Source organism: Streptococcus cuniculipharyngis, from assembly GCF_007859195.1.
Lineage (GTDB): Bacteria > Bacillota > Bacilli > Lactobacillales > Streptococcaceae > Streptococcus > Streptococcus cuniculipharyngis.
The window spans coordinates 23,751-50,669 of record NZ_VOHL01000005.1 but is presented as its reverse complement, the minus strand read 5'-3'; the positions used below and the strand labels follow the sequence as shown (position 1 = coordinate 50,669).

The 26,919-nt window shown below is 38.9% G+C and carries 22 protein-coding genes and 1 pseudogene; 8 read left to right on the top strand and 15 right to left on the bottom strand.

What is annotated here, in order from left to right; translation table 11 throughout:
• Nucleotides 1-140 precede the first annotated feature (140 nt).
• Nucleotides 141-698, top strand: a complete 558-nt coding sequence (locus tag FRX57_RS06095) for a hypothetical protein (protein ID WP_146567716.1) — start codon at nt 141-143, stop codon at nt 696-698.
• 161 nt (nt 699-859) lie between these two features.
• Here FRX57_RS06095 and FRX57_RS06090 read toward each other — a convergent pair whose 3' ends face one another.
• Together FRX57_RS06090 and FRX57_RS06085 are read right to left on the bottom strand one after the other, a co-directional pair.
• Nucleotides 860-2,206: a glucose-6-phosphate isomerase gene (locus FRX57_RS06090; RefSeq protein ID WP_146567714.1), complete on the bottom strand. Its 1,347-nt coding sequence runs from the start codon at nt 2,204-2,206 to the stop codon at nt 860-862.
• A 131-nt stretch (nt 2,207-2,337) separates the two neighbouring features.
• Entirely contained in the window at nt 2,338-6,729 is a 4,392-nt protein-coding gene (locus FRX57_RS06085; protein WP_146567712.1) for a PolC-type DNA polymerase III, read from the bottom strand.
• Nucleotides 6,730-6,843: 114 nt separating this feature from the next.
• Here FRX57_RS06085 and yaaA point away from each other — a divergent pair, with 114 nt between their 5' ends.
• Nucleotides 6,844-7,566 (top strand): peroxide stress protein YaaA, encoded by a 723-nt coding sequence (gene yaaA / locus FRX57_RS06080; protein ID WP_146567710.1) that lies wholly within the window; start codon nt 6,844-6,846, stop codon nt 7,564-7,566.
• A 2-nt stretch (nt 7,567-7,568) separates the two neighbouring features.
• Here yaaA and FRX57_RS06075 read toward each other — a convergent pair whose 3' ends face one another.
• Nucleotides 7,569-8,198, bottom strand: coding sequence for a copper homeostasis protein CutC (locus FRX57_RS06075; protein WP_146567708.1), 630 nt, complete (start codon nt 8,196-8,198; stop codon nt 7,569-7,571).
• Nucleotides 8,199-8,314: 116 nt separating this feature from the next.
• On the opposite strand from FRX57_RS06075, the gene FRX57_RS06070 reads away from it, so the two are divergent.
• Nucleotides 8,315-10,012: a M3 family oligoendopeptidase gene (locus tag FRX57_RS06070; RefSeq protein ID WP_146567705.1), complete on the top strand. Its 1,698-nt coding sequence runs from the start codon at nt 8,315-8,317 to the stop codon at nt 10,010-10,012.
• A 41-nt stretch (nt 10,013-10,053) separates the two neighbouring features.
• Here the strand turns inward: FRX57_RS06070 and nrdG are convergent, their stop codons facing one another.
• From nrdG to FRX57_RS06030, 10 genes and pseudogenes are all read right to left on the bottom strand, one after another.
• Nucleotides 10,054-10,653 (bottom strand): anaerobic ribonucleoside-triphosphate reductase activating protein, encoded by a 600-nt coding sequence (gene nrdG, locus FRX57_RS06065; protein WP_146567703.1) that lies wholly within the window; start codon nt 10,651-10,653, stop codon nt 10,054-10,056.
• A pseudogene (locus tag FRX57_RS06060) lies at nt 10,619-11,160 on the bottom strand (GNAT family N-acetyltransferase). Before FRX57_RS06060 ends, nrdG begins: the two are co-directional and overlap by 35 nt.
• 17 nt (nt 11,161-11,177) lie before the next feature.
• Nucleotides 11,178-11,315: a hypothetical protein gene (locus FRX57_RS07645; RefSeq protein ID WP_186600842.1), complete on the bottom strand. Its 138-nt coding sequence runs from the start codon at nt 11,313-11,315 to the stop codon at nt 11,178-11,180.
• 1 nt (nt 11,316) lies between these two features.
• Nucleotides 11,317-13,419, bottom strand: coding sequence for an anaerobic ribonucleoside-triphosphate reductase (gene nrdD, locus FRX57_RS06055; protein ID WP_246100970.1), 2,103 nt, complete (start codon nt 13,417-13,419; stop codon nt 11,317-11,319).
• Between the two features lie 159 nt (nt 13,420-13,578).
• Nucleotides 13,579-15,195: a DUF2079 domain-containing protein gene (locus FRX57_RS06050; protein ID WP_146567701.1), complete on the bottom strand. Its 1,617-nt coding sequence runs from the start codon at nt 15,193-15,195 to the stop codon at nt 13,579-13,581.
• Between the two features lie 45 nt (nt 15,196-15,240).
• Complete coding sequence (locus FRX57_RS07825) at nt 15,241-15,363, bottom strand: hypothetical protein (RefSeq protein ID WP_281287373.1); 123 nt, start codon at nt 15,361-15,363, stop codon at nt 15,241-15,243.
• A gap of 55 nt (nt 15,364-15,418) precedes the next feature.
• On the bottom strand, nt 15,419-15,718 hold the full coding sequence (locus FRX57_RS06045) for a DUF1292 domain-containing protein (protein WP_146567699.1): 300 nt from the start codon (nt 15,716-15,718) through the stop codon (nt 15,419-15,421).
• Between the two features lie 11 nt (nt 15,719-15,729).
• Complete coding sequence (gene ruvX / locus FRX57_RS06040; protein WP_146567697.1) at nt 15,730-16,149, bottom strand: Holliday junction resolvase RuvX; 420 nt, start codon at nt 16,147-16,149, stop codon at nt 15,730-15,732.
• Entirely contained in the window at nt 16,146-16,415 is a 270-nt protein-coding gene (locus FRX57_RS06035) for an IreB family regulatory phosphoprotein (protein WP_146567695.1), read from the bottom strand. Before FRX57_RS06035 ends, ruvX begins: the two co-directional genes overlap by 4 nt.
• A gap of 99 nt (nt 16,416-16,514) precedes the next feature.
• Nucleotides 16,515-16,991 carry an SP0191 family lipoprotein gene (locus FRX57_RS06030; RefSeq protein WP_146567693.1) on the bottom strand — a complete coding sequence of 159 codons (477 nt, stop codon included), beginning with the start codon at nt 16,989-16,991 and terminating at the stop codon, nt 16,515-16,517.
• Between the two features lie 681 nt (nt 16,992-17,672).
• Between FRX57_RS06030 and FRX57_RS06025 the strand changes: the two genes are divergently transcribed.
• The 5 genes from FRX57_RS06025 (at nt 17,673) to FRX57_RS06005 (ending at nt 24,688) form a co-directional block, all read left to right on the top strand.
• On the top strand, nt 17,673-17,864 hold the full coding sequence (locus tag FRX57_RS06025) for a hypothetical protein (protein ID WP_146567691.1): 192 nt from the start codon (nt 17,673-17,675) through the stop codon (nt 17,862-17,864).
• A gap of 470 nt (nt 17,865-18,334) precedes the next feature.
• Nucleotides 18,335-19,207, top strand: coding sequence for a helix-turn-helix domain-containing protein (locus FRX57_RS06020; protein ID WP_146567689.1), 873 nt, complete (start codon nt 18,335-18,337; stop codon nt 19,205-19,207).
• Between the two features lie 92 nt (nt 19,208-19,299).
• Nucleotides 19,300-21,483, top strand: a complete 2,184-nt coding sequence (locus tag FRX57_RS06015) for a class III lanthionine synthetase LanKC N-terminal domain-containing protein (protein WP_146567688.1) — start codon at nt 19,300-19,302, stop codon at nt 21,481-21,483.
• A gap of 3 nt (nt 21,484-21,486) precedes the next feature.
• Nucleotides 21,487-23,058 carry an ABC transporter ATP-binding protein gene (locus FRX57_RS06010; RefSeq protein ID WP_146567686.1) on the top strand — a complete coding sequence of 524 codons (1,572 nt, stop codon included), beginning with the start codon at nt 21,487-21,489 and terminating at the stop codon, nt 23,056-23,058.
• Between the two features lie 703 nt (nt 23,059-23,761).
• A complete protein-coding gene (locus FRX57_RS06005; RefSeq protein WP_186600841.1) occupies nt 23,762-24,688 on the top strand; it encodes a site-specific integrase in 927 nt (308 codons plus the stop codon).
• Nucleotides 24,689-25,338: 650 nt separating this feature from the next.
• On the opposite strand, the gene FRX57_RS06000 is transcribed toward FRX57_RS06005, so the two are convergent.
• Both FRX57_RS06000 and FRX57_RS05995 read right to left on the bottom strand, forming a co-directional pair.
• On the bottom strand, nt 25,339-26,148 hold the full coding sequence (locus FRX57_RS06000; RefSeq protein WP_186600840.1) for an ABC transporter ATP-binding protein: 810 nt from the start codon (nt 26,146-26,148) through the stop codon (nt 25,339-25,341).
• Between the two features lies 1 nt (nt 26,149).
• Nucleotides 26,150-26,917 carry a hypothetical protein gene (locus FRX57_RS05995; RefSeq protein WP_146567680.1) on the bottom strand — a complete coding sequence of 256 codons (768 nt, stop codon included), beginning with the start codon at nt 26,915-26,917 and terminating at the stop codon, nt 26,150-26,152.
• Nucleotides 26,918-26,919: the final 2 nt, after the last annotated feature.

Genomic DNA, 26,919 nt, shown 5'->3' with positions numbered 1-26,919 from the left:
TCATGACTCACTTGAAAAACACAATTACCAGAAACTAACTTATTTTTCAGAATAATTAACTTTCTATTTTTATTGTAAGCGCTTTTTTGCTATACTAATAGTGTCATATATTACATAAAAAATAATGGAGGTAGGTTATCATGAACAAAAAATATCAAAAAGCACTCATTTGGTCAAGTTGTTGTTTACTAGCGCTGTCAAATATATCCCCCACCATAGCTCTTGCGACAACCGATAATTCTCCAACTATACAAGAAACAACACCAACCAATTCGACAGTGGTTACTTTCAGTAGTTCAGATTTATTACAAGCAGCTCAAAAATTATATGATGATGGCATCTTTACCAAAGAACAGTATCAAACTGTGTTCACAACCTTAACGCAACGTCTCGGTAGAAAAGGAGTTAATAAGACAGTCTATTTAGGTAATAATCTCTATGACAACTACATTGACTCTGTTACCTGGTCTCTAGCTGTTAGTCTCGGAGCAGGTGCCTTTGGAACTTTATTAGGAGCTATCCCTGGTATAAATGCTGCTTTAGCAGGATTTATTGCATCTGTTGCCTCAGGTGTTGGAAGTAGCTATCTCTCCGCAGATAGAGGCGTTATTATCAGAACAAGGCAAGTCTATGTCCCTTCTAACGGTGTGGGAGGGGCAAGGATTGAAAATCGAATTGTCAGCATTAGGGAACAATGACTCTAAATCAGTTGATTGATCAATTCCTTGATTTTTTTATCAAAAGACCCATCATTCTTTCCTTTCCCTTAGGTTTTATATTGGGTAGATGGTTGAGGAAATTTCTTGCTAAGCACCGTTAAAAAACACCCTAGTCAATCATGACTAGGGTGTTACTTGTTTTATAGACGAGCATTAAGTTCAGCCGATAGGTCTTCAAATCCTGGTTTACCCAGTAGGGCAAACATGTTTTTCTTATAGGCTTCTACCCCAGGTTGGTCAAATGGGTTAACTCCATTGAGATAGCCAGTAATGGCAATGGCCAACTCAAAGAAATAGATGGTATAACCAAGGGTGAATTCATCCTGAGCAGGCAGGGTCAAGTGCATATTGGGCACACCACCGTCAGTGTGGGCTAAGAGAACACCGTCAGTGGCTTTTTTATTAACAAAATCAACATCCTTACCTTGCAAATAACCTAGACCATCAAGGTCCAAATCTTCACTTGGAATCACCAAGTTACGACGTGGTTTGTCCACACGCACGACGGTTTCAAAAAGATTGCGGTAACCTTCTTGGATATATTGACCAAGGGAATGAAGGTCCGTTGAGAAATGAGCAGAAGTCGGATAAATGCCTTTTTGGTCCTTGCCTTCAGACTCACCTGCTAATTGTTTCCACCATTCAGCAAAATACTGCAAGGATGGCTCATAATCGGCGAAAATCTCGGTAATGTAGCCCTTGCGGTAAAGTGCGGTACGAACCGCCGCATATTGATAGGCTTCATTTTCAGCCAACTGGTCTGACGCATAAGCCTTGCGGGCTGCATTTGCCCCTTCCATCAAGGCAGTGATGTCGGCTCCTGAAACGGCGATTGGCAAGAGGCCAACAGCTGTCAAGACGCTAAAGCGACCACCAATATCATCTGGCACGACAAAGGTTTCCCAACCGTTAGCATCTGCTTCAACCTTGACCGCACCTTTCTCACGGTCAGTTGTGGCATAAATCCGCTGATTAGCTTCTTCCTTGCCATATTTCTTGACCAAAAGTTCCTTGAAGACGCGGAAGGCAATAGCTGGCTCTGTCGTTGTTCCTGACTTGGAAATCACATTGATTGAGAAATCCTTGTCCGCCACATAATCGACCAAGTCTGCCAAATAGTTTGACGAAATTGAATTTCCAGCGTAGAGAATTTGTGGTGCTTTACGTTCTTCCTTGCTCTGCAGATTGACAAATGAATGGCTCAAAAAGTCAATCGCCGCACGAGCACCAAGATAAGACCCACCAATCCCAATCACCACCAGGACATCACTGTTGCTTTGAATGGTTTTAGCCGCTACTTGAATACGAGCAAACTCTTCCTTGTCATAATTTTCTGGCAAATCCAACCAACCCGTCATTTCTGCACCTGGACCAGTTCCCTGGCGTAGGGCTTGGTCTGCTAGGCTAACCTGACCTTGCAGGTAGTCCAACTCATGCTGACCGATAAAATCTAATGTTTTTGAATAGTCAAATGTAATATGTGCCATGAGGCAACCCTCCATAATTTCAATGTAGTTACTATAATACCGCTTTCTTTTCTTTTTTTCAATCATTTTCTGCGATAATTAGCTAACTTTTTAACAAACTCTTCTCAACCACTTGCTCTCTCAAATGATGATTAGAAAAAATCATCAAAGAGGCTTAATTGGTTATCCTCCGGGAGATTACCCAAGATATTCATCTCAGCCATTTTCTCAACCAAGGTTGTTGACAGCCCGCCACGTTTACGCAGTTCGGTCTTGGACAGAAATTCTCCCTCTTCACGAGCCTTAGCAAACTGGTTGGCCACACTTTCTCCCAGTCCATCCATAGCAATCAGCGGTGGAATTAAGGTATCACCATCAATCAGAAACTCGGTCGGATGACTGCGGTAAATGTCCAACTGACCAAACACAAAACCACGCTCTAACATTTCATTAACAATTTCCAAGGTGGTGAAGAGGTCCATCTCAACCTTGGTTTCTTGGTTGTTTTTCCGCTTTTCTGCAATTTCAGCCATTTTTTTCTTGACTGCATCAAGGCCCGCACTCATGGTTTTGATGTCAAAGGCCTTGGCACGAATCGAAAAGTAAGCACAGTAGTAATAAAGTGGGTGGTGGACCTTGAAATAAGCCACCCGCAAGGCCATCATGACGTAGGCTGCCGCATGGGCCTTGGGGAACATGTATTTGATTTTTCCACAAGATTCAATGTACCAGTCTGGCACCTGATTATCTCGCATGGCTTGGATATAGCCATTACGTTCCTCCTCGGAAATTTTCAACCAAAGGCCCTTACGCACCCGTTCCATGATATTAAAGGCCATCTTGGGCTCCAAACCAGCATGCATGAGATAAACCATAATATCATCACGACAGCCGATAACCGTAGATAGGTTGGCAATACCTTGCTTGATTAAATCCTGAGCATTGCCCAACCAAACATCCGTCCCGTGAGAAAGCCCTGACAGCTGCAAAAGTTCTGCAAAAGTGGTTGGGTGGGTTTCATCTACCATCCCCCGAACAAAGTTTGTCCCAAACTCTGGAATCCCCAACATCCCCGTTGAGGTGCCAATTTGTTCTGCACTAACCCCCATGACTTCTGTTCCAGAAAAGAGTTTCATGACGTCTGGGTCATCCATGGGAATATCAGCCGGTGAAATTCCTGACAAGTCCTGCAACTTACGAATCATGGTCGGGTCATCATGACCCAAAACATCTAGTTTAAGGACATTTTCATCAATATCATGGAAATTGAAATGGGTGGTTTGCCAACTAGCTGATAAATCATCCGCTGGGTACTGAACAGGTGTAAAATCATAAACATCCATATAATTAGGAATCACGACAATTCCCCCTGGATGTTGACCAGTCGTTCGTTTGACGCCGCTGGCTCCCATGGCTAGTCGATCCACTTCGGCATCACGGTAAAACTTACCATAATCTCGCTCATAGCCCTTGACAAAACCATAAGCTGTTCGGTCAGCCACCGTACCAACCGTTCCTGCACGAAAGGCATATTTATCACCAAAAATATCACGCACATCTAGATGGGCGTTGGGCTGGTCATCGCCAGAAAAGTTCAAGTCAATATCGGGTACCTTGTCCCCATCAAAGCCGAGGAAGGTTTCAAAGGGAATGTCCTGACCATCTTTTTTATAAGGAATCTGGCACTTAGGACAGTCTTTATTGGGCAGGTCAAAACCTGATCCATAGGAACCGTCCGTAATGAACTCCGAGTGCTGGCACTTAGGACAGACATAGTGGGGTGGCATGGGGTTAACCTCGGTAATCCCAATCATGGTCGCTACAAAGCTAGAGCCAACCGAGCCACGACTACCCACCAAATAGCCACGTTCATTAGACCGTTGCACCAGCATTTGAGAGGCCAAGTAGATCACGGCAAAGCCATTCCCCAAAATCGAGGTCAATTCTTTCTCAATCCGTAGGTCAATAATATCCGGCAGGGGATTGCCATAGATTTCAAAAGCCTTGTCATAGGTTAGGCGAGCCACCTGTTCTTCAGCATCTTCAATGAAGGGCGTGTAAAGGTCTTTTTTCACCACCTCAACATGCTCAAACTGGTCAGCCAGTTGATTGGGATTGGTAACCACCAGCTCATAGGCTAGGTCCTGACCCAAGAAGGCCAACTCATCTAGCATTTCGTTAGTTGTCCTAAAATGAGCCTGCGGTAAAGATGCTGGCTGAGCATTTTCACCACGACCAATCGTACGATTAATCATGGCTCCCTGCCCCAGACTGCGGACAATGATTTCCCGATAAATGGCATCCTCCGGCTCCAAATAGTGAACATTGCCGGTAGCTAAGACTGGCTTGTCCAATCGACGTCCTAATTCCACCAAATCACGAATCATCTGTTCAACACCTGCCTGATCCTTAATCAATTCTCGTTCAACTAACGGTTGGTACAGGGCCGGCGGCATAACCTCAATAAAATCGTAATACTGGGCCACTTCTTGGGCTGCCTCCAAACCATGCGACAAGAGGGTATCAAAAACTTCCCCTTCAGAACAAGCTGTTCCTAAAATCAAGCCCTCTCGGTAATCATCTAAAACCGTGCGTGGAATCCTTGCCACACCAGAAAAATAGGTGACATTGGATAAGGAGACTAGCTTAAAGAGATTTTTCAAGCCTGTCTGATTTTTGACATATATGGTTGCATGTTTGGTTTTAGCCTGCTTATAAGAATCCTCTGCCACCAAGCGAGTATTCAGCTGATTGAGATTGGTCAAACCATATTTTTCAATGGCATCATTGATAAAAATAAAGAGTAAGCGTCCTGTAGCTTCCGCATCATAATTAGCCATATGATGATGTTCCAGACTGATTTGGAAACGTTTAGTCAAGGGCCCCAAGCCATGACGTTTGAAGTCTGGATAAAGATTTCTCGAAAATTCCAAGGTATCAATGACCGGTTGACTAATTTTGGGTAAGCCATGGCGCTCATAGTTAGCATTTAAAAAGCCAACGTCAAAGGTAGCATTGTGGGCCACTAAGACTGTCCCCTTACAAAAATCTTGAAACTCTTGCAAGACCTGCAGGAGGGGTTTGGCTCCTTTGAGATGATTATCCGTGATTCCTGTCAATTCTGTCGTAAACTGGCTAAGAGGGTAACCTGGATCAATAAATTCATCAAACTGGTCAATGATGTTATTCTTATACATCTTAGAAGCTGCCACCTGGATAAGGTCATTATTAACCGCAGAAAGACCGGTTGTCTCCACGTCAAAAACCACATAAGTCGCCTCTTTTAGGTCAAGATCCTCCTCATTGTAGGTAATAGGCACACGGTCTTCCACAATATTTGCTTCTAAGCCAAAAATCACCTTAATCCCTGCTTTTTTACCACGATGATAACCATGGGGGAAACTCTGCACATTCGCATGGTCCGTAATAGCGACAGCCGCATGTCCCCACCTCGCTGCTTGGTCAATTAACTCTTCAACCGTCGGTAAGGCATCCATGGTTGACATGTTGGTGTGGGCATGAAATTCCACCCGTTTCTGTCCTTCTGGCATCAAATCCTTGCGGGGCTGATGTACAATAGCCTTAACGTCCTGCACATTCATGGTGAGAGACTTGGTATAGGGATTGTTTTCCACATTACCCCGCACCCGTAGCCAGGCCCCCTTAGCAATCATGTCAAACTTCTTCAACTCCTCATCATCCTTAGCCCAACGCTGCATGGGAAAAGAAGATGTATAGTCGGTCATCTTAAAATTAATGATATGGCGACCTGTCTTAGTTGTTCGTTTTTCGACATCAAAGACCAAACCTTCAAAAACCAGACGATTTTCTTCTGTTTCCACCTCAATCATCGGCGTAATTTTAGCCTTATCAAAACTAGCTTGACGTTGGCTATTCTGTTCTTGATAATTTACTGATGGCTTGACTTCCTCAGCTGGTGGCTGCTGAGCTGCCAAGGACGCTTGCCACTGAGCAGCTTCCTGACTGGCTTTTTCTAGCAATTCTTGCTTATTGGTTTCTAGCTGAGATTTCAGGGTCTGCGTCATCTGTTCATCTGAAACCATAGAAAAATCCAACTTGCCAAACCCAAAATCTGCAAATACCTGACTCAATTTAGGCAAATGTTGTTGGCGAAAATGGTCATTGTTGACAAATTGTGGTGCCAAAATCGTGACCTGTTGCCTACTAGCTCTCACCTGCAGTTGAGCAAAGGAAGCCCGGAAGCTCGGTTCATTGCAAGGAGGATGCTCAAAAGCCTCCTGATAATAAGCCTGAAGTAACTCTTCATCAAAGGTCGCTTGTTGACTGCTAATGTCAAAAGTCACCCGAATATCTGCCCGTTCAAATGTGGTTTGTAAACAAGTCCGTAAGGTTTGATAACTCTCTATCGGTAAAATTTCTGGAAAGCTAAAATGAAAATGCCACCACCGAGATTGCGCATGCAGGTCAACAGCCTGTAAATCTCCCGCCAAAAAAAGGGGGGAATTGCGCAAGTCCAGTGGTAGTTCAATTTGTTCCATTAATTGGTTAAAGGAAGCTGACATAAAATTCTCCTTGGTCTAGTAGCTTTATTATAACAAAAAAGCGAGCTATCGTCAGAATTTGATAAAGAGAGAGCCCTTTCTTGACTTTTACACCTAAGAACTTACAATAGAAATATGAAATATTTAATCCCAACGGCCAAAGAAATGGCTGAAAAAGACCCTATCGCCCCGCATCCCCTAAGTAGTCAAAGCAAGACTATCATTCAAGAACTGGCCCAGTATAGTCCAGACCAGCTTGCCAAACTTTATAAAATAAAGGCAGAAGCCAGCCTTCTTGAAGAGCAACGATGGCAGGAGTTAGCTCAAAACAAGGCAAGCAGCTACCCCGCCATCCAGCTATTTAATGGGCTTATGTACCGCCAGCTTGACCCAGAAGTCATTCAGCACGGGCAAGACTTTCTGCAAAATCAGGTCTTTATCACCAGTGCCCTCTACGGGGTCATCCCCGCCAATTTCCCAATCCAGCCCCACCGCTTAGATTTTAACTGCTCCTTAAAGGTGACTGGCAAATCCTTGAAACATTACTGGCGAACTGATTTTGACCAAGCTGTTGAAAAAGAACCAGTTGTTTCCCTCCTCTCTAGCGAGTTTGAAACCGTCTTTTCTCCGAAAATTGCCAAACAATTTATCCGAATAAGTTTCCAAGAAGAAAAAGATGGCCAACTCAAAACCCACTCAACGATTTCTAAAAAAGGGCGTGGCCTCTTGCTAAATCAAGTTATCCAACACCAGGTAACTGACCTAGAAACCATCAAGCAGCTAAACTTTGCTGGCTTTGCCTATGCTCCTCAGCTCTCAGAAGAGTATCATCTGGTCTTTGTCAAAACGGTCAACTAAGCCTACCAAAATAAACGCGTGCCATGCACCTGCTCAATCCCCAAAACATCGACCAACTGATGATAGTTGGTCTGAGTTAGTCCACCACCCACGACTAGCTCTATCCGGCCATCAGCGTAGGTCACCAATTCTTTCAGCCAATCCAGGTGTTCCAAGGCAGAACCTGCCAGACCACCCCTGGTTAAAATTCGTGTGACCCCATAATCAACCAGGCAATCCAAGGCTGCCAATTGGCGTTGACGAGGAATCTGATCAAAGGCCATGTGAAAAACAGTTTGACAGCCCTCAGCCTGCTGCATGAGTTGAGCTAGAGCAACTTCATCCAACCACCCCTCTTTGGTCAAGGCACCAAAGACCAGACCATCGGACCCTAGGGATTTTGCCAGTTGGCTATCCGCCAGCATGATGTCAAGCTCTGCTTGATGGTAACAAAAATCTCCCCCGCGTGGGCGAATCATGGTCATGACAGCTGCTCCTTGGGCATGGGCCTTGCGGCAAACATGGTCAATGACCCCATAACTAGGGGTTGTTCCCCCTACTGCCAAATTGTCACACAATTCAATGCGGTTGGCTCCTAGACTCAAAGCCCGTTCCACATCACTATGATTTTCTGCACAAAATTCCCTAATCATACCGTTTCCTCCTGTTTTTCATTTATTATAACACACCTTTGACAAGCTACGATAGCGTTTGCCAAAGCTCCGCAAAAAAGATAAAATAGAGACATCATGACATGTAAGGAGAGCCTATGACATTTTCTGATTATACTTATGTTCGCCCAGACTATCCAGCGTTCAAGCAAACCTTTGCTGAAAAAACAGCCAAACTAGCAACAGCCACTAGCTTGGCTGAAACCCGTCAGCTGGTTCAGGACATCACGACCCTGCTTCGCCAGATTGACACCCAAGCCAATCTTTGGTATATCCGCCATTCCATTGATATGACTGACGAGTTTTATAACCAAGAAACCAAATTCTGGAATGAACACACCCCCTTATTTGACGAGCTGACAACTGATTATTATCGAGTTATTGTCGCATCACCTTTTCGCCAAGACCTATCGGACCTGCTCCCTGATACCTTTTTCATGCAGGCAGAAAACAAGATAAAAACTTTTTCTGCGGCAGCTATTCCCCTTTTCCAAAAGGAAAATGAACTGGTAGATGACTACAATAAATTGATTGCAGGGGCAGAAATCAATTTCCAAGGGCAAAGCTACAATCTCTCCCAGATGATTCCCTTTGGCCAATCAACAGACCGAGACGTCCGCCAAGCAGCCTCAGAAGCCACCACAGCCTATTATGTGGACCATGAGGAAGAGTTTGATCGAATTTACGACCAACTGGTCAAGGTCCGCACAGAGATTGCCCAAACTCTTGGCTTCAAAGACTATGTGGACTATAGCTATCTCAAGATGAACCGTTTTGACTATAACCGCGAGATGGTTAAGGTTTATCGCCAAGAAATTCTCAAGCATATCGTGCCCATCGTCGCTCAACTTAGGGAGCGTCAGGCCAAACGCCTACAACTAGATAGCCTCAAGCACTATGATTTGGCCCTGACGTTTTTGGATGGCAACGCTCGGCCTCAGGGTGACCCTGACTTTATTCTAGCCCAAGCCCAAACCATGTATCGGGAATTATCCAAGGAAACGGGCGAATTCTTTGACTTTATGGTGGAACATCAACTACTGGATTTAGTGGCCAAAACTGGTAAAGATAGTGGTGGTTACTGCACCTATATCGCTGATTACCAGAGCCCCTTCATCTTTTCTAATTTCAATGGCACTAAGGGAGACATCGATGTCTTAACCCACGAAGCTGGACATGCCTTTCAGGTTTATCGTTCGCGATGGATTCAAAGTCCCGAAGTGATTTGGCCAACCTATGAAACATGTGAAATTCATTCCATGTCCATGGAATTTTTAACCTGGCCATGGATGGACCGTTTCTTCAAGGACCAGGTTGACAAATACAAGTTCAGTCATTTGGCTGACGCCCTGACTTTTCTCCCTTACGGGGTCTTGGTTGACCATTTCCAACAGGAAGTCTACGAGCAACCAAACATGACGCCTGCAGAACGCAAGGCAACCTGGGCTCGTTTGCAAGCACTCTACTTGCCAGACCGTGATTATTCCGACTCAGAAGCCCTCAGCCGAGGTATTTTCTGGTACCGCCAAGGACATATTTTTGCCAGTCCTTTCTACTACATTGACTATACTCTGGCCCAGGTTTGTGCCCTACAATTCTGGAAACGCAGTCAGGTGGACCAAGACCCGACAGCTTGGGCAGACTACCTTGCTATCTGTGACTTAGGTGGCAGCAAGACCTTCCTACAGGTCATTGAAACAGCCCATCTCAATTCGCCATTCCAGCCAGGTGCTTTGGAAACAACCGCCAAGGCCGCAACTGATTGGTTAAATGCCATTGACGATAGGCAACTTTAAAACTAAGCAAGATGTCACTAATCAAAAGGACTGAAAATCATTCAGTCCTTTTCTTGTCGTTGCAGGTGTTCATAACTGGTCTGGCCATCCTTTAACTTGTCCCAAATAACGACCTGACCACTAGCTAACGATTTTTTGACATCAATAATGCGTTGATTTGACGAACCTCGAAATTGTAACATCAGATTTTTTTTGGCTAATTCAAAACGTCCATCTACCAAAATATCAACCAAACCTAATAGCTCCAACTTATCTGGAGTTTCCAGCATCAACTCCTCCCAAGTATAACCCGTCCAAGACCAAATATCCTTATCTGGTAACTCTCGCCGAACCCGCTTAACCAAGGGAAGTAAAATTCCCGTATTTAAGAAAGGTTCTCCCCCCAACAAGGTCAAACCTTGAACATAAGGCTGGGCTAAATCAGCCATAATCTGTTCTTCTAATTCAGCCGTGTAGGGAATTCCCGCCTTAAACGACCAAGTCGCCTTATTGTAGCATCCCTCACAATGAAACATGCAACCAGCAACATAAAGCGAATTGCGGACCCCTTCACCATCGACAAAATTAAAAGCCTTATAATCAATAATCCGACCCTGACTAAGTTCCTCAGCTGTCCACTCCTGAGGCTTGGGATTGTTCATACCGACCTCCTAATGTAATCCAATAACGTTCCGTCCCTTGACGGGTATCTTCTAACACGCCACACACGCCAAAATTGTCCGACGACTAGCCTCGTTTTCCTGATCACAAGTTACCAAGACCTGCTTAATATTCTTTTGTTGACATTCTTGTAAACCAAGTAGCAACTGTTCCTTAGCATAGCCCTTTTGACGTTGACTGGGACGAATCGAATAGCCAATATGACCTCCTTGTTCCAAAAGGTAGTCATTCAAACGTAGTCGCAAATGCAGGACACCAATTGCCTGACCTTGCTCATTAAAAGAGACAAACTGGATAGCAGGAACAAAATTCGGAAGTAAATTCAGACCCATCTCAGCTTCAAGATTGCTAGATAACCAGGCCTCATAGTCAAAAATCTTCCCAGGCCAAAAACCACCATGAACATGAGATTCACCGTTGGCGACAAATTCTGCTATCATTGCCCTGACCTCTGATTCATCAGCCAAGGTTGGTCTCCTGAGTTCCATCAGCTAACCCTCCTCTCTTATTTCCCTTTTTTGGTCAAAAATTGTTCTTTCAACGCCTGAATACGACTCTTTTTATCTGATTTTCCTTGAGAATGTTTCTCGTGAAACCTCGTTACCTGTGCTTGTCCTTTATAATCTAATTGATATTTTCCCATTTTATTTTCCTTTCCATACCATGGTCGAGCCATTCATGTGCTTGACTCGAGCTGCAATTTCCTTATGTCGTCCACTAACCATGGGACGAATTTGTGGATTTCCCAGATAACCACAGGTCCGCTTTACCACATCTACCGTCTGAGGGTCCGTATTCTGGCAGGATGGGCAAGCAAACCCACGTTCGGTCGGTGTAAAATCCCCTTCAAAACCACACGCGTAACATTTATCAATGGGCGTATTCGTTCCCAAATAACCCACCCGATCATAAGCATAATCCCAAACCGCCTCCAAAGCCTTAGGATTTTGCTGCAAAACAGGGTATTCACAATAATGAATAAAGCCACCACTAGCCCCAGCTGCTGGATAAGCCTTTTCAAAATCTAGTTTTTCAAAAGGAGTCGGGTTTTTCCGAACATCATAGTGAAAACTATTGGTATAATAGCCCTTATCCGTAACATCTTCCACCTGACCAAAACGTTCCGCATCTAGACGACAGAAACGATCCGTCAGACTCTCAGATGGCGTCGAATAAACCGAAAAATGATAACCATAGGCTTCTGACCACTGCTCACACAAGTCTTTCATCTGCCTGATAATGTCCAAGGTAAACTCCTTAGCTTCCATGTTGGTCTCCCAGTGGTTACCATAAAAAACAGTCGCCACCTCATACAAGCCAATGTAACCTAAAGAAACCGTTGCTCGTCTATTGGTAAACAATTGCTTCACCTCATCACCTGAATCCAATCGTTGCCCAAAAGCCCCATACTGGTAAAGAATCGGCGCATTAACTGGACTGGCTTGACAAACCCGCTGCACACGAAAAAGTAGGGCTTTTTTCGCTAGGGCCAACTGGTGATCAAATAATTGCCAAAAAATCTCTTGTCGTCCTCGACTGGCCAAGGCCAAACGTGGTAAATTAACGGTCACCACTCCTAAATTCATCCGACCAGAATTAACCTCTTGCCCGTCCTCATCTTGCCACCCTTGCAAAAAACTTCGACAACCCATGGGCACCTTAAAAGATCCCGTCAGCTCAATAATTTTATCATAAGACAGGATATCAGGATACATGCGTTTGGTTGCACACTCCAGGGCCAATTCTTTAATATCATAATTGGGAGTTCCAGGTTCCAGATTCAGCCCACGTTTCAGGGTAAAAATCAACTTCGGAAAAATGGCAGTTCGTCCCTCTTTTCCCAATCCCTTAATCCGAATCTGCAAAATAGCCTTTTGAATCTCACGCGCAAACCAGTCCGTTCCCAAACCAAATCCTAGCGACGTAAAAGGGGTTTGCCCATTAGAAGTAAACAGGGTATTGATTTCATACTCCAGAGACTGCATCGCATCATAAATATCTTTCGCCGTTTTTTGACGGGCATAATCCTCACGCTTCCCAGCTTCAATCCAACATTCAGCCTCCTGCAAATGTTTGTCATAATTGAGACTAGCATAAGGGGCCAATAACTCATCTATCCGATCAGCAGAACAACCACCATACTGACTAGAAGCAACATTAGCAATAATTTGTGCAATCTGAGCTGTCGCCGTTTGGATAGATTTAGGGCTCTCCACCTCTGCATTACCGATCTTGAAGCCCTTGGCTAACATCCCCTTAAAGTCAATCAAACAACAGTTGGTCATCGTTGTATAAGGGCTATAATCTAAATCATGGTAGTGAATATCACCGCGCTGATGAGCTTGGGCAACATCCAGGGGCAGGAATTGCAAACCCATAGACTTGCTCACCACACCAGCCGTCAGATCCCGCTGCGTGTTAAAGACATTACTATCCTTATTTGCATTTTCGTTAACCAAACGACTATCCCTAGCCATCAGCTGTTCCATACTCAAATTAATATCTGTCGCCAGCTGGTAAGCTTGATCGTCTACACGATACTGTTCAATCAAGGATTTAGCCACATGATTTAGCTCAACAGTTTCCAACTGATGCTCCAATTCTTGACAAAAAAGAGACCAGGTCAGACCACTATCCTGGTAAAAGCTTAAACCCCTGAGAATTTTCTGACCAATTTTTTTGGCCAATTCAATATCATCAATTTCCTGATACAACAGGCTCAACAACCGTCCCTGATCAAGGACCATCACCGAATCAGGTAATTGGGTTTTCGGCAATTTCTGTTTGTCAATTTGCTGTAAGACGCTCATATCATGTCAACTCCTTCACAATCTTATTATAGCACACACGCAAAAAAAATCAATATATTGTGTTAGATAAATCAAAAAACACAATATATTGATTTTCTATTCAAAACGATAGACCATAAATCTTGTCAAGCCCTTAATCTCTTGCCGTTTATAATTTTTTTTCAAATTATCAGAAACCGCTGGAGAGATCGGAAGGGTTTTATTAACAACAATATAACTAGCCTGATTCTGTAACAAATCGTCTTCCAACAGACGGGCATTGGTCTTGGTCGCCGTATGCGCATCTGGTAAGATAAGCTGGGAGCTTGGCGTCAAACCTGTTTTTTCGTAAATCTTGGTGCTATTATCCCAAGTGTACAATTTTTCCTCAGCATTGGCTGTTTTATTCAAATACTTAACCACTAACTGCCGATCTGCTGCAAAAGTAGACTGGTTAAGGCCTTGCCAAATCGGATAAACCAAACCAAACATCACGACTAGGAAAGGAAGATAGGCATGAGCTTTCATCATATCCATGAAAACTTTATCATTGACCCGTCCCTCTTTTTGACGACGATGAGACTTAACTTTTTGGGTATCATCCCTTCGAGCTGAAAGATAGCTGGCTGTCAGCAACAATCCATAAGGTAAGCTGTCTAAGAGCAGATAGGGAGCAAAACTCCTTGAAAAGAGGGCAAAGACTGCCATTAACAAAAAGATTAGAGCAATGAACCCTTGAAGATGACGCAAGCCAACTTGACCCGCTGATGTCTTAAACATCAATAACATCCCTGTGGCCAAACCTGCTCCCACCATCATTAGCAATTGAACACCGAAGGCCACCCATAAATTTTCACCACCTTGACTCAAAGCAGTTAGGCGGTAAACCAGGGCTTGCCCCACATAATTGTCCAAAATTTGCAAGTTAATCAAGAAATAACTGGCTGTGTAGAAAACAATAATGGAACCAAAGATTGTCGCTAGAAGCTGATAAAAACCGCGTGCCCTTTCTTTTCGTTTAAAACTCACACTTAAAACTAGCACACTGGACAAAAGCCAAAAAATAATTGTTCTAGGGTCAAGCAAGAGACTCAAAGCTCCTAAAAAACCATACACCATAAAAGATTCATCCAACGCCTGCCCTGCCAAATATTTAGCCAAAAACCAAAGGCCAATTAAGACAAATGGCAAGGCTAATTGAACAGGATAAAGCCCGCCAAACCCCAAGCTTCCGTTCAATAAATAGAATAATAGACTGGTAGCCATGGCCAAATCTTCCTTACGGGTTAAATAGCCTACCAGACGATAGAGGTATATGCCCGATACATAAAAAGCCATCACATAGGGAAGCAATAACCATAAAGGGGAACCCAAAAGGTAACTTAACCCCACGATCACATAATAGAGAAAGCCTCCCGTTGAAAAAATATCACCGTAAGGCAGTAAGCCCTTGGTTAACATCAAGCCCGAGTAAAGGTATTCCTCTTGTGCGGTATTGGTTAAACCAACTAACAAGGGAAGGGCTAGAGTCACAAGACCTGTCACTAAACTAAAAAGAAAGAGCGATAAGCGATGACGCCCGGTCACAGGAACCTTAAAAAATACCTGATTTCCCTCTAAAGAGACCTTGCCTTGCTGGCTGTCATAAGAGCGTTCTGAACGGCTATAGGCTGCCATATTCTCTCCTATATTAGAAACATGCCCTGTTTCTATATCTGTTGCTTTATTTCCCACAAATCTTCTCCTTGAATTCTCCTATTTCCAGTATATCAGAATTCGTCATTTAGTCAATTTTCTAAGGAGGTTGAGATAGCGACAAATATCGCGGAAATAGTGATAGGGACGGGCCTGATAGGCCTGCAAAAATTCTTTTTCCTCTGGACTTAACAATTCTTTTCTCATACCTATTTATTCGTCATTTGGCACAAAAAATCAGGTAGCACCCGCTACCTGACCCTTATTCTTCATCTAAAAAGCTATTAAATACTTCTTCAATCATGTTCCACTCAGCTTCTGAATCTTCAGGAATTGGTTGCAAATCGCCTTCGGTGCCATCTTCATTCTCGATAAACGAATAAGCCTGAATTTCAACCTGACCTGCTTCGTCTTCCTCAGCACCAACCGGTACTAGCAAGACATAATTTTTACCATACTCCTCTTGACCATCAATGGTTAACAGAATCTCAAAGAGGGTTTCATTTCCCGCTTCATCCACCAAAGTAATAACTTCATGATCATGCTCATGGTTATGTGACATTTTTCTTCTCCTTAAAACATTCGATCTAAATAATTTTGTAAAATCAGTTGGGCAGCCAGCTTATCAATAACTTTTTTACGTTTGTTACGACTAATATCTGCCTGTTCTACCAGCATGCGTTCGGCTTGTACCGTTGTCAACCGTTCATCTTGATAATCAACTGGTAAATGGAACAAATCTTCCACTTTTTTTCCATAGGCTTGGCTGGCTTCCACCCTTGGTCCACTGGTATTATTCATGTTCTTAGGCAGACCAATCACAAAACGTTCCACCTGGTAGGTCTTGACCAACTCAGCCAAACGATCCAAGCCAAACTCTTCCTTGTCCTCATCAATGCTAATGATTTCAAGTCCTTGGGCGGTAAACCCCAAAGGATCACTGATGGCAACACCTACCGTCTTAGAACCAACATCTAGCCCCATGACCCTCATAGGCTATCAATCCCATTTCCTTTAAGATAGAAACGAACAAGTTCTTCAACTATCTCGTCTCGCTCATACTTGCGGATTTGATTGCGTGCATCATTGTAACGGGGAACATACGCTGGATCACCACTCAAGACATAACCGACAATCTGGTTGATTGGATTGTAACCTTTTTCTTCTAGCGAACGATAGACCGCTGTCAAAGTTTCGCTAATTTCTTTTTTATTACCATCATCCAATCTAAATCTAACAGTTTCATCTGTAAATCCCATAAATCCACCTACTTTCCATGGTAATCTTAGGTTTTATTATAACGTATTTACGGCAAATTAACAAGAACAACTACTTTATTTCTTAAATTAATTTTTCCACTACTCATCCACTCTCACTGCCTCTTGTGCCACAAGATTGGCAATATAATCCGTCGGCTTTAAAACCTTAAAATCAGCAAAATTTCCTGTCAAGCCATCCAGAGCAGAAAGTTCATCCAGATTGACCACCTGCATGTCAATCACCACCCGCGCTACAAATGTGTAATCTTCTCGCAAATCAATACTCGTTGTAATGCCTTTAAGCGCTCTTAGTTGAGATAAACTGGCCTCATTTTCAACAGAAGTAATAATCTCCTCTTTAATACTGGCCAAATCTTGTCCTGCTAACACAGCCTTAGTCTCCGCATCTAGAGGCTCCTCAATCAGCAAATCCAAACTTAAAAAAGTATCTCCTTGATAGGTAATTTTTTCAGTCATTGTTTGAATCTGTCCTTCATCAGTCTCCTGATACTGGTAGGTCTCCGTCTTAATCTCTTCCTTCTCTACTGAGGCATCCGACTGAAACCATACAATCATCTCCTTAGTAGTTTTTATAATTACATTACACCTTAAATAAATTTGCGTTGCAAGCGTTCACTGATTTATTCCAATTTCCTTTTGACAACAAGAAATCTTACTAACATGTCCGCACAAAAATCACAAAAATCAAAAGTTTTATCGCATAAGCTCACTCAGCCAAAAGAAAAAATCTCTCTAATTACAATATCTTTTCTTTTTACTTTTACTGATATAGATATGATTGTGCAACAACTGAAATGTGATTATCTCCCAGATTATCTGAAACAATTTTTATAGCCACACGATTAATGGCTTTCTCCAACTCTGTCTTTTTCGCATGATACCTTTTTCTTTATTTGAAACATTATCTAAATTTCTAACATAGCATTTATATAGCCTCATTGCGTAGCTAATTCGGTAGCTATATTGTCATATATGGAAAATATAAAATTTATCTCCGAGTTTCATAAAGTGGAACTTTCAGCTACTTTTTCCTTGAAATTTAGTTAAAATTTGTTGATTAAAGTTCTTCTCACTTTCCAAAATAAGAAACTTTTTAAAAATTAATCAATTATAGAGTTAAAATAAAACTATCAAATAAATCAAAAGGAGGTTAACATGACAAAAATTATTTATGGAGATCAAATTATTAAAAACTCTATTCAAAAATTACCCAAATTATTTAAAGGAGAATAAATTATGTTTGCTAGAATCTTTAAAAACTGTAAATGGTATGACGCAAACGGGAATGTCATTCCCCAAGATAAGCGAAATGTAATTCATAAACAAGTACAAAAAGAGTTAGATGATGAATTACATGATTCTGGATTTGAAGGATTTATTAAACGATTTGTCTTAAATATCATGAATAAATCAGTTGTGGAGGAATAAACTTATGAATAGTCAAAAACTAAACAAACTACCAAATAATACTGTTACCACTCAAGGAGCTATCACTATTACTATCTATTGCCCTTCTAAGTAATTAAGGAGAAAAAAATTATGAACACTCAAAAATTAAATCAATTACCAAATAATACTGCTACTACACAAGGGATTATCAAAATCACTATTTATTGCCCTTCTAAATAACTAAATAGGAAATAATAACCATACATACTTAAAAAACTAATAATCTTATTATTTAGTAACTAATCAATCCATCACTATTATTCTTTATTGAACTGATAAAATAAAGTAAAAAGAAAACTAGTTAAAAATTCTACTATAAACCCCTACCATCAGAATAACTACCATAAATGATTGTAGTTATTCTGATGGTGGGGGCTTTTCAATTCATCAAAAATATTGTTATAATGGTTATAAAACACATTCTATTTTTTAAATAGGGGGAATTAGATATGATTGATACAGTAGATATGGGAAGTTTATTTAAAAAAATACGACTATCTAAGAAGCTTTCTCTAAAAGATGTTGCAGGAGATTATTTATCTGTTTCCTTTCTTTCAAAATTTGAAAGAGGAGAATCTGAAATCTCCCTATCCCGTTTCTTTTCATTATTAGAAAATCTCGATGTCAGCATAGAAGAATTTTATGGTTTAGTATCTAAAGAAAATCCTACAAATACTGAAGAATTACTTGAACATGTTAGTAAAGCTTTTTACCAAAATAACATATTAGCTTTACGAAAATACCTTTCGACAGAAATAGCTAAATACAACGAAACAAATAAAAAAACTTTTCTTTATAATTCCATAATGATTGAATCGTTTTTAGTGAATCTTACTGGTAATAAAATCGATGAAAAAAAAATTAGACAGATTTCTGACTATCTTTTTGATATAGATCAGTGGGGAAAACGAGAATTAATTATCTTTGGGAATAGCATGACTGCAATACCAACAGAAACACTTAATATTTTAACAAAAGAAATTGTTTATAAAACTACTTTATTCGGAAATAACGATTCAAACAAAAGAATTCGAATTTCCATATTAATAAATGCCATATCTGAATTTTTAGATAGAAATGATCTCGAACATTCTAAACTATATCTTGACTTATTATCAGAAATGGATATTCCTGAAATATTTCTATATGAAAAACTTGAATACAATATTGTAGAAGGAAGTTATTGGATTAAAATAGGAAAAGTAGAAATTGGTAAGAAAAAAATAGAAATGGCTCTTGAATCATTAAAAAACCTAGGTGCTGAAAATCTTTTTCTCGCAAGAGAGCTGTACTATGAAAATTTGCTAAATTCCATTATATGACAAATAAAATTTCTTAGATATTTTATATAGTAAACTGTAATTACCAAAGGAGATCAGTCCCCGTAATTACAGTTTTTTTGAAAGGAATAAAAATGTCATTAATTACTCTTGAAAATATCACTTTTTATGACGATGTTACTATAAAGAATACTGACTGCTTTACTTACATTTCTATGTCTGAAACTGCTATTCCCTATCAAGGCTGGAAAATTCACATATCTGCGACTCTTGAAAACTATCAAGATATCCTAACAAAAACTATGTCTTGTTGTTATGAGGAACACATCTCATTCAAGTTTATCAATAATACCAAAGATCTATTAGATATATTTTCAAAAAAATCCTCACCTATTGAAGTTGGAAAATTCATAACCATATACCCAGAAAATGATAAAAAATTTTTAAAGATTTTAGAACTACTTCATAATCTATTAGATGGTTTTCAAGGAATTCAAATTTTAACTGATCACAGATACAAAAATTCAAATGTCCTTTTCTATCGTTACGGGGTAATGAATGCCACTTTAATAAATGGAGAACGCCCTCTACTAAAAGATTTAGAAGGTAATACCTATCCTGATATACAGGGACCTTATTATGAATGTCCAAGCTTTATTGAAGAGTTATTCCCAGACAAATCATACACATCTGCTCATGATAATAATGAAATAAAAATGAATAATCGTTACATAATGAAGTCGATTATTCATCAAACAGGTTCAGGTAATGTCTATATTGCTTTTGATATACTCAATGAAGAAAATGTAATTGTAAAAGAAGCAAGAAAAAATGTTTATATAAATGAGGATATATCTGCAATTGATTTACTACAGAACGAATACCATACATTATCTACTCTGCAAAAATCATTTATTCCGAAAGTTATCGATGAATTTTTTGATGATGAAAACTACTATCTTGTTGAAGAGTATATTAGAGGAGAAAGATTGGATTGCTTGAAAAACAAATTCAATCTCCTACTAAGCCGTCCATCAATCGAACATGATCTATTTTGCGACAATATTTCTGCAATAATTACTCAAATGTTTGAAAAACTAGAATTGATTCATAAAGAAGGTATACTTCTTGAAGATATCTCTACTAGTAATATGATTTTAGACTCTGAGGATAATCTGTATTTCATTGATTTTGAAACAGCTTATAGCAAAAAATCTGATATGTTAGTAGAAACTACAAATAATCATTATCCTTCTCATATTACTTCAAAATTTGAAAAACGAGATCGTATTAAGTTGTGGTACTCCATAATTGACTTGTTAACAAATGCTACTTCACTTCTAAAATTTGATAAATCTGGCTTTTCTACTGTGAAATCATTTTTAAAAATGAGCTATGAAATGAATTTTCCTATCCATATCATCCAGTTATTCTTGAACGATTTTAATAATGAAAAACAATTTGATCTTTCAACATTAATCTCTACTCTTCCGAATATAAATCTTGAACTGCTTGATTTTAAAAGAGTACAAATTCTAGAAACTTTACTTACCGTAAATTCTTTTGAAATACCCGGAACATCGTTGTTGGATACAGTTGATAATTATCTTGCTGTCAAATACTATGATTTACCATCTTCTGAGAACAATCTATTCGACGAAATACTACAAGACAAGCAAAATGATAATATTGAAACAGTACTTGCTAAGTTAATTCTAAAAAAAGATTCTTATAAAAAACACTTGGATTTTCTTGATAAAATCATTTATTCAAACAATACGAATTACAAATACAAATATCGTGTTTTACAAATTTTAAATAATCACGATGGGGAGGAAACTCTATTTAGAGAGACAGTTAAATCAATTAAAATTACTGATATTTCCTTTGAAAAGGGCATTCCTTATATAAAACTAGATCAATATCTTTCACCTTATTTGACTAATGGAAATTCTGGGCTAATCATCGAATTGATTAAATTTAGCCTAAAACACAATACTACTGAATTTGATGACTTTATCAAAATCTTAAGTCTAGGAATCGATCACACCTATGCCAAGAGTACCTCTCTCAACACTGGTTTAGCTGGTCTTGGACTCGCAAATGCTTGGCTGTATTTTTATTTTAATGATATTAAATACCTCAATATTAGTGTAAAAATTTTTAATCATATTTATGACTATTCAATTTATAAGGCAAATAAACTGGTCTTAATTGACCCTCTACAAGAGAAAATAAATTATAGCTATGCTAATGGTATGCTAGGACAATATTATTTTATTGATCATCTATTAACTTTAATCAAAAAAGGGAAATAAACTATGAAAAGATATATTCTTCAATTTAAATATAAAAACTTGCTTCATATCATTCTCCTAGCTCTTAATTCTGCGAGTATTGTCGGGGCATCCGTTACTCTTTCCCTAATGACAAATGAATTGGCAAATAAAAATTTTAACGGATTCTTATGGTGGCTTTTGGTTGAAATCAGTTTGTACCTTCTTTACATGTTCTTTACCTATATTATTGAGGTCCATCAAACACAACTAATTCAATTTATGTCTCTTTCTATACGAGAACAGTATATTTCAAATATCACCAAAGCAACTTTCTCTAATTTTCAGTCAAAAGATATCGGAGATCATCTTTCCATTTTAAACAATGATATAAAAATGATTGAAGATAGCGGTTTTTCAAGTTTTTATAGTCTACTAACAACCGTATTTACTACTCTTTTCTCCATCATTGCCTTACTTAGTTATGATTACAGAATTGTTGCCTTAACTATTATTCTAACTCTTCTCCTAACATATCTACCACGCCCATTTGCAAGCAAGATGGAGAATCTAATGGGAGATTTCTCAACGGCTAACGAAAATTTAATTTCAGAACTTACTGATTATCTAACGGGTTACAAAGATCTCTACTATTCTAACCGTAAACTTTCTCTAACAATCCAAATCAAAAAAACTATTCAAACTTTCATCTCACAAAAAATCGAATTCACCCAAAAGACAACATTTATTGAAATTATCATGGCATTATTTTCAATTGTTGGTCAAATGTCAATTATACTTCTAACAGGCCTTCTTATTGCCGCAGGACAAATTTCACTCGGAGCAATCTCTTCTGTTGGACAAATTTCTGGAAATATTTTCAACTCATTAACTACATTTAATCAATTACAAGTTGCAATTTCTTCTGTAAAACCACTCTTCAACAAACTTGAAAAAGAAACCATCAATGACGGAACAAACCTTTCAGAAGAAATTAACGCTATTGATATCCAAAATTTAAACTATTCTTTTGGAGATAATAAGGTGTTTAGTAACCTTAACCTCACTTTTGAAAAAGGGAAAAAGTATGCTATTATTGGAGAATCAGGTAGCGGTAAATCAACTTTGATTAATATCCTTTTAGGAAATAGTAAAGATTACTCTGGACTACTCAAATATAATGCTAGCGAATTAAAAAATCTAAACGAAAGTAGTCTCGTATCAAAAATTGCTTATATCGGTAATCATACACATATCTTCAATGATACACTAAGAAATAATATTAGTCTTTGGGATAGCAATATCAGTAATCAAGCTATTGAAAATATTTTAGAAAAAGTGAACCTTTTAGAATTACTTCCCCGTTTAGATGAAATTATTTCTTCCGATTTTCTTTCTGAAGGGCAAAAACAACGTATCGGTATTGCAAGAGCTCTGCTAAGAAATCGAAACTTTATTATTATGGATGAAGCTACTGCAAATCTAGATCGAAATAACGCTAATTTAATCGAAAACTTTTTGTTAGACAACCCTGATATTACTTATATTACAGTAACTCACCATTTAAATAATGAATCTACTAATAAATTCAATAACATTATCCAATTGAAAAAATAAATACTACTTATTATCAAACGATAATAGCACAGAATCACTCTCATAGCACATCTAAAATGTTCTAATTTTTTATTAACATTATCCATCTTAGTTAGATGGATTTTTTGTCTGCAATCCGTAAGGGCAGACAATCGCCCGTATTTAGGGCGACAAGAGGGCATTGGGAGCGTGGAGCGACCTTTGACCGATAATTGTTTATACGATTATTTGGGGCTGCGTAGCGGGCAAAAATGAACGTATAAACAATTATCTATAGCTTTTGTGGTTTATCTTTAATTTTTTAGTTTTTTTTCGTTTCACTTAAAATGGCAAGATTAAAGTATAGATTAATTGATAGATTGGAGCATATACAGAGGAAATAAAAGCATAAATTTTTGAGGAAACACTTTAGGTAGATGAGGATATGAAGTTTCAAGTTTAAAGAAGGTTGGATTTTGTGGGGATATGAAATTTAAGGATAAAAGGAAATGAAGTTTAGTCACACACCGAGTTTTTGGTGAAGTCAGTTATTAGAGAGCTAGCTCTATATCTAGCAGTCATGCAAAAGACTAGAAAGTTGCCATTATGTCATCGCATAGACATTCAGAAAAAAGTTGCGACAGGGTGGATAAAGCAAGGCCACCGGCATAGAGGAGTGATTACCTCGACGTTTGAACAGACATGTCTGGATAAACCAATAACATCTTTTTTAGAAAGGGTCACTATGGCTAACATGCAATCAAAAGGACGTTGGGCGAAGAAACGTCAACGTAAAAAGGAAAAAGAAACTAGGGTAGAGAGTTATCGAAAAGTAGGGCGTTTGCGTCTTCAAAATATGCTTCAGACTGGTATTGGAACGAAACGTTCCAAAGACAAGGCAGAAGCGGATACGAAAAATAAGATTTATTCAAAATCGACGTTTAACACATACAAGAACCAGTTCCGTTATTACTGTGACTGGTTACAACAAAATCATCCAGAGGTTAAAGGGATTGATAATGCCCTCAAATTCGTGGATGAATACTTAATACATTTAATAAACAAAGACAGGTCTGCTTATAGCATATCAACTGCCAAAGCAGCACTATCCAAGGTATTTGGAGTAGATTCTACCCAGTTTATCAGAATACCTCCCAGAAGTCGTGAGAATATTACAAGGTCGAGGAGAAGTGTAGAACGAGATAAACATATCTCAAGTGAAAAAGAACGAGTTCTAGCACGTTTTACGAGTGCTACAGGACTTCGTAGAGCAGAAATGATGAGAATTACAGCAGAAGACCTTTTCTTTCAGAATGGAAAGGCGATGCTTCGGGTTAACAAAGGAACAAAGGGCGGTAAGTCCAGAGTAGTTGAAATCGTTGGAAAAACACCAGCTGAAACAGGAGATATTGTTAGATGGATCCAATCAAAAAAAGGGAGATTATTCCCCAAGGTGTCGAGTAATTATGATAACCATAGCTACCGAGCTAGCTATGCAAGAAGAGTTTATGACAAGTACTCTCGAAGTACAGATAAAATACCTAAAGTTGACCGCTATGTCATGAGAAAAGACAGAGCGGGCGAGATATTCGATAAAATCGCAATGCAATTTGCGAGTAAGAATTTAGGTCATAATAGAATATCAGTCATCGCACAATCGTATTTGTATTAACGAAAAAGATAGAAAAGAAAAGTCTGCCAAAAAGGTAGGCTTTTCTTATGTTTTGACTGAGTTCGCTTATGCCGAGAAAACTCTGGACAATAAGCCCTGCTAGAGTACGCTAGCACGGGACGAGCCGAAAGGCTTTAGACTTTCGAGCCGACACGTCAGCAAAAAGACAAGGTATGATATAATAAAAGAGTCGCATTCACTATACTGCGCAAGTGGGAGGTGAAATTCTTATGCGTGCAATCACAGAACTTGTCGTCGTACCACTTTTGATAAGTGTAGCGTCAGAGCTAATTGCGGAATGGCTGATCCGTAAGTACTTCGAAAAACGCGACAAAAAATAAGCCTGAGTGCCTTGAGCAAGCACAAAAAAACACCTTTGGAATGCCCTCCAAGGGTGTTTTCTTATGCGCTTAGCTTTCACAGAACTTCTTAAGCATTTACATTATCTCATTCAGAGGGAGTTTTGTCAAATATTAGGGTCACAAATAGTGCCTAGAACAAACCTCTGAACAACTTAAAGAGCAAAACTATTCTCGTATTAATCCTTTTTATCGTTAGGGTTACTGCTATCTAAACCCTTTTTATTTTATTTGGTAAATTTTTTGAGGGACAGTTGATTCCAAATGGATATTTCTTCTTTTTATTTAACATTAACTTCCTTTAGACACCTCCATACCAGCTATAACCAGTAATAGAATAATGAAACTCATCATAAGTCCATTCACTAAAGTATTTTGAATAGATGACAAACCAATAATTTTTTTAAAGTTATCAGTTAGAGTATCAAAAGAATCTGACATTTTTCTTTGTTCATTTTTTTCACCATTAAAAGCTTTCATCAAACGAATATGATTAAATTTATGACTAATTCTGCTTGAAATTTTACCTAATCCTTCTTGATAATTAGTGTAGTAATCTTCTAATCTATTATTAACCGGTATAATAACAAATACCAAAATTGGAACTAGTAGAAAACTTATTAATGTTAATGATAAACTAATCTTCAACATAAAATAGATTGAGCCACCAATAACAACTATATTTAAAATCATATTTGGAAATACAACCGTAATAAAGTTCAAGACAACAGACATATCATTTGTTAAACGACTAGCTAAATCACCAGAACTATATCCATCTAACTCACTAACTGAAGAATTTAAAAGATGATTATAAATATATTTTTGCAACCTATTCATGGCTTGACTACCACAAATTCCTAATAAATAGCTAGCTAGAGCTTGTAAACCATAAACACCAATAAAGAAAGCTACTAAACTGATTAAAATTTCTTTTTCCGTAATTAACTTTTTTAAAAATTCCTCATCTAATAATTGGCCAATAAATTGAGGAAGTAACAAACCTAAAGTAGTTCCTAAAAAACTAACTGTTAATCCTATAATAACTTGTTTTTTATTTAAAAAGTCAAATAAAATTCTCAATAACTTTCCATGCTTCATATTAAAACTCCATATGTCTAAATTTTTTAAACCCAATTCCAGACAAGAGTAAGATATAACAAAGACTAATCCCAATAGCTCCCATAAAAGCAAATAACAGCTGATTGCCATAAACCAGTTGAATGAAACCAGTCGGGTAAATCATAGCCAACTTTCCTCCAATGATGGGAAGAATAGTCGTCACAATTCCTATAATGAGAGATGACGTCATCGTTACCCCGCTACCAAAATAAAGAGACAACAACATCGCAATAAAAACAGATATTAAAAAATCTAGTGAAGTGATTAAAATTGTAACAGCCGTCTGTGCCAACTCTACCAGAGTAGATGGGAAAACAGCTGGTGTGCCATATGGAAGATTAACTACTGCTGTATAGTGGGCAAATGTGGTAAAGACAAAACTTGAGCACAGAAAAATAACAACAATCAGTACTAAGCTGAGAATCTTAGCCCAAAAGACGTTTTGTCTACTAACATCTTTGTACAAAAACATAACTGAATCTTCAATTTCTTTTTTAAAAACAGTATGAGTCAAATAATAAAGGGAGAGAATGGGTAAGGTTAAAGAATTAATTGAACCTAATAAAAGACTATATAACTCAAGCAAACTCAGCTGATAACCATCTTCCATATGAATTTTCATAAACTCCGAATTAGGAAATAAGGTTGATAAGTAAAAAACCAACGGATATAGACTAAAAGCCAAAAATATCTTAGTTTCTTTTCTCTTCCAAACTGAACTAAAAACTGCGGAAAATATATTTTTCATGA

Excerpts from the sequence above, each read along its gene's own strand:
- FRX57_RS06020 (WP_146567689.1), top strand. The coding sequence starts at position 18,335 with ATGATTGATACAGTAGATATGGGAAGTTTATTTAAAAAAATACGACTA.
- nrdD (WP_246100970.1), bottom strand. The coding sequence starts at position 13,419 with ATGGTCCTTGATCAGGGACGGTTGTTGAGCCTGTTGTATCAGGAAATT.
- FRX57_RS06030 (WP_146567693.1), bottom strand. The coding sequence starts at position 16,991 with ATGATTGTATGGTTTCAGTCGGATGCCTCAGTAGAGAAGGAAGAGATT.
- yaaA (WP_146567710.1), top strand. The coding sequence starts at position 6,844 with ATGAAATATTTAATCCCAACGGCCAAAGAAATGGCTGAAAAAGACCCT.
- FRX57_RS07645 (WP_186600842.1), bottom strand. The coding sequence starts at position 11,315 with ATGGGAAAATATCAATTAGATTATAAAGGACAAGCACAGGTAACGAGG.
- FRX57_RS06035 (WP_146567695.1), bottom strand. The coding sequence starts at position 16,415 with ATGGGATTTACAGATGAAACTGTTAGATTTAGATTGGATGATGGTAAT.
- FRX57_RS06070 (WP_146567705.1), top strand. The coding sequence starts at position 8,315 with ATGACATTTTCTGATTATACTTATGTTCGCCCAGACTATCCAGCGTTC.
- FRX57_RS07825 (WP_281287373.1), bottom strand. The coding sequence starts at position 15,363 with ATGAGAAAAGAATTGTTAAGTCCAGAGGAAAAAGAATTTTTGCAGGCC.
- FRX57_RS06010 (WP_146567686.1), top strand. The coding sequence starts at position 21,487 with ATGAAAAGATATATTCTTCAATTTAAATATAAAAACTTGCTTCATATC.
- FRX57_RS06015 (WP_146567688.1), top strand. The coding sequence starts at position 19,300 with ATGTCATTAATTACTCTTGAAAATATCACTTTTTATGACGATGTTACT.
- FRX57_RS06095 (WP_146567716.1), top strand. The coding sequence starts at position 141 with ATGAACAAAAAATATCAAAAAGCACTCATTTGGTCAAGTTGTTGTTTA.
- ruvX (WP_146567697.1), bottom strand. The coding sequence starts at position 16,149 with ATGAGGGTCATGGGGCTAGATGTTGGTTCTAAGACGGTAGGTGTTGCC.
- FRX57_RS06090 (WP_146567714.1), bottom strand. The coding sequence starts at position 2,206 with ATGGCACATATTACATTTGACTATTCAAAAACATTAGATTTTATCGGT.
- FRX57_RS06045 (WP_146567699.1), bottom strand. The coding sequence starts at position 15,718 with ATGTCACATAACCATGAGCATGATCATGAAGTTATTACTTTGGTGGAT.
- FRX57_RS06005 (WP_186600841.1), top strand. The coding sequence starts at position 23,762 with ATGGCTAACATGCAATCAAAAGGACGTTGGGCGAAGAAACGTCAACGT.
- nrdG (WP_146567703.1), bottom strand. The coding sequence starts at position 10,653 with ATGAACAATCCCAAGCCTCAGGAGTGGACAGCTGAGGAACTTAGTCAG.
- FRX57_RS06000 (WP_186600840.1), bottom strand. The coding sequence starts at position 26,148 with ATGAAGCATGGAAAGTTATTGAGAATTTTATTTGACTTTTTAAATAAA.
- FRX57_RS05995 (WP_146567680.1), bottom strand. The coding sequence starts at position 26,917 with ATGAAAAATATATTTTCCGCAGTTTTTAGTTCAGTTTGGAAGAGAAAA.
- FRX57_RS06075 (WP_146567708.1), bottom strand. The coding sequence starts at position 8,198 with ATGATTAGGGAATTTTGTGCAGAAAATCATAGTGATGTGGAACGGGCT.
- FRX57_RS06085 (WP_146567712.1), bottom strand. The coding sequence starts at position 6,729 with ATGTCAGCTTCCTTTAACCAATTAATGGAACAAATTGAACTACCACTG.
- FRX57_RS06025 (WP_146567691.1), top strand. The coding sequence starts at position 17,673 with ATGTTTGCTAGAATCTTTAAAAACTGTAAATGGTATGACGCAAACGGG.